Annotated in this window: 2 protein-coding genes; both read right to left on the bottom strand. The window is 64.1% G+C overall.

Translation table 11 applies throughout. The features are described from left to right. Positions 1–1,172, bottom strand: a 1,172-nt coding sequence (locus EN939_RS29170) for a CmpA/NrtA family ABC transporter substrate-binding protein (RefSeq protein WP_164751314.1), incomplete at its 3' end; no start/stop codon positions are given. Positions 1,173–1,528: 356 nt separating this feature from the next. Beyond that, the coding region (locus tag EN939_RS29165) for a CmpA/NrtA family ABC transporter substrate-binding protein (RefSeq protein WP_127271151.1) at positions 1,529–2,596 on the bottom strand (1,068 nt) is incomplete at its 5' end.

Raw genomic sequence — 2,596 nt, 5'->3', positions numbered from 1 at the left:
TCGCGCCACAAATCCTCGCGGTTGACCTGATCGACCAGCGCCTTGATGTCGGTGGTCGGCGCGAACTTGCCCCAGCGGATGTTCTCGGCGAGGAACCACGTGTCGTGGCTCTTGAAAGGATAGGAGACGCCGCCCTTCCAGAACTTCATGGAGAGATCGGTGCCGTTGGCGACGCGGCCATTGCCGTAGTTGATGTCGCCCTTGAGGCGGCCGATGATGTCGGCGACGGGCACGTTCATCCATTGCCGCTTGCCGATGATGGCGGCCATCTCGTCCTTGTTCTCAGCGGCCTCGCACCATTGCTGGGCTTCCATGACGGCCATCAGGATCGCCTTGGTGGCGTTCGGGTATTTCTCGATGAATTCGGCACGCAGGCCGAGCGCCTTTTCCGGATGGCCCTTCCACAATTCGCCCGTCGTGGCGGCGGTGAAGCCGACGCCCTGATGGACGAGCTGCTCGTTCCACGGTTCGCCGACGCAGAACACGTCCATGTTGCCGACCTTCATGTTGGCCACCATCTGCGGCGGCGGCACGACGATGGTCGAGACGTCCTTGTCGGGATCGATGCCACCGGCCGCCAGCCAGTAGCGCAGCCACAAATCATGCGTGCCGCCCGGGAAGGTCATGGCGGCCTTGATTTCCTTACCGGCCGCCTTCTTGGCGGCAAAAGCATCTTTCAGCTTCGAGGCGTCGAGACCGACACCGGTGCCGGCATATTCCTGGGCGACCGAAATGCCTTGGCAGTCGTAGTTGAGCCGCGCCACGATCGCCATCGGCATCGGCTGGTTGTTCTGCGTCACCTTGCCCGTGTGCATGAGGTAAGGCAGCGGCGTCAGGATATGGGCGCCGTCGATGCCGTTGGCCGCGCCGCCGAGCATCAGATTGTCGCGTGTCGCACCCCAGGAGGCCTGCTTGAGCACCTCGACATCGGGCATGCCGAACTTGGCGAACAGCCCCTTCTCCTTGGCGATCATCAGCGGTGCCGCATCGGTGAGGGCAATGAAGCCGAGCTTGGCGCCGGTGACCTCCGGAGTGGCGGTCGCAGCATAGGCGCCGGAAGGGAAGAGCTTGCGGGCCGCCACGAACAGGCCGGCCGTCATCGCGCTGCTGACGAGAAAATCGCGGCGCGTCATGTCCTTGAGGGTCGTTCCAGTCCTGATCCGTTTCGTCATCGTCGTCTCCGGTTGGGCGCGGCTTGGGATCCGCGTCGTCGATTGCGTGTTGATCAAAACAAAAAAGCCGCCAGCCAGGTCTTCGCGTCCGGGTGACCGGGAGCGCGCATTAACCTGAGCGGCAGCTTTGCCTGTGGCGCCCGTCATTGGACGCCTGTTCCGTGACCCGCGAAGGGCCTGTCTATTTCAAAGCAGGAACCGTGCCAGTTTTGAGAGAGGTGAAAAAGATCAATTAAATCAGCAACCCGCGCCGATCGCGGACGCACCGGGTCGTATGGCCGGAAGGCCAAAGATTGTTCATTCGGGCAATCGCGCGCACAATTTTTGTGCAATGCACAAGAATGACGCGGAAATGATCAGGCTTCCGCGCGAGCCGATTTCTGGCCGGTAATGTAGGCGTCGACCTCGTCCGGATCGAAGATCTGGCCGTCGAAGAAACCGTCCGGACCGAGCACAAGGCCGGCGCCTGTCGCGCCGACCGCGGTGGCAACTTGGAGCGCACCCTCGACTTTCGAATTGGCGCCGGGAAGCGCCACACCAAGCGGCTTCAGAGCCGAACGGTAGAGGTCGGGCCGGTAGCAGTTGCGGGCGATGGCAAGGTTTTCCGGCGTGTGCGCCACGTGCCCCCAGCGCACCATCTGCGTGTAGAACCACAGCGCATGGCTCTTCCATGGAAAGTTCGCTGCCTTGTCGAACGGGAGGAAGAAGTCGTCGATGGTCCGCTCCGCGCCGCCGCCCAGTCGGAGATGACCGGTCAGGATCGGCATCTGCACGGCCGGCGGCAGACCGAGAAAGCCGGCCTGCGCCATCACAGCTGCCAATTCGCCACGGTTGGCCGGATCCTGGCACCAGCGCGCCGAGTGATGCAGCGCACGCAGCAGCGCCGCCAGTGCCTCGGGGTTTTCGTCTGCCCACGCCTTGCGTACGCCGATTACCTTCTCCGGGCTGTTACGCCATATCCGCGCCTTGACGGTGACGATATGCCCGGTGCCGGCGGCAACCGCAGCACTGTTCCAGGGTTCGCCTGCGCAGTACCCGTCGATGCGGCCGGTGGCCAGCGCATCCGCCATGAAGGGCGGCGGCACGATGACGATCTCGATTTCGCGCGCCGGATCGATGCCGCAGGCGGCGAGCCAATAGCGCAATTCGTAATTGTGCCCGGAATGCGGATGCACCACGGCGAAGCGCAGCGGGTCGCCACCGGCCGCAGCGCGCTCGCGAATGAGCGCGCGCAACGCCGCACCGGCGCGCGCCGGATCAAGATCGGCTTCGGCGCCCTGCGCCACCATTCCGGCCCAGACGGTGTTGGAGACGGTGACGCAATTGCCGCCGAGCCCGAGCGAGAACGGCACGATGGTTTCCGAAGCGAGTGGCGTCAGCCCGAGATTGCAGGCGAGCGGCATCGGTCCCAGCATATGCGCGAG

Source organism: Mesorhizobium sp. M7A.F.Ca.CA.002.05.1.1 (assembly GCF_003998335.1).
Lineage (GTDB): Bacteria > Pseudomonadota > Alphaproteobacteria > Rhizobiales > Rhizobiaceae > Mesorhizobium.
This window is presented reverse-complemented; position numbering and strand designations above follow the sequence as displayed.